Source organism: Rhodococcus sp. ARC_M12 (assembly GCF_022810385.1).
Taxonomy (GTDB): domain Bacteria; phylum Actinomycetota; class Actinomycetes; order Mycobacteriales; family Mycobacteriaceae; genus Rhodococcoides; species Rhodococcoides navarretei.
The window spans coordinates 1-370 of sequence record NZ_JALGQI010000083.1; the positions used below are offsets into that span (position 1 = coordinate 1).

1 protein-coding gene is annotated in these 370 nt (G+C 65.4%); it reads left to right on the forward strand.

Going from position 1 to position 370, the window contains the following annotated elements; genetic code table 11:
* The coding region (locus MTX35_RS25450; protein ID WP_243597492.1) for a transposase at positions 1-370 on the forward strand (370 nt) is incomplete at both ends.

The window sequence follows — 370 nt, forward strand, 5'->3', positions numbered from 1 at the left end:
AGGTGCGGATCGGGGCGCATGTGGTCTCGCATGCGCTCGTCGTCGCGACCGGGGTGTCGATCGACGGCACCCGTGAAGTGTTGGGCACCGCGGTCGGGGACAGTGAGTCGTTCGATTTCTGGCGGGAGTTCCTGATCGGGCTCAAGGCGCGGGGGCTGTCGGGGGTGCATCTGGTGATCTCCGATGCGCATGCCGGTTTGAAAGCTGCTGTGGCGCAGCAGTTCACCGGGGCGTCGTGGCAGCGTTGCCGGGTGCATTTCATGCGGAACGTCACTTCCGCGGTGTCGTCGAAGCAGGTGCCTCCGGTGATGGCGGCGATCAAGACGATCTTCGCGCACACCGAGCCGGATGCTGTTGCAGCGCAGTGGGA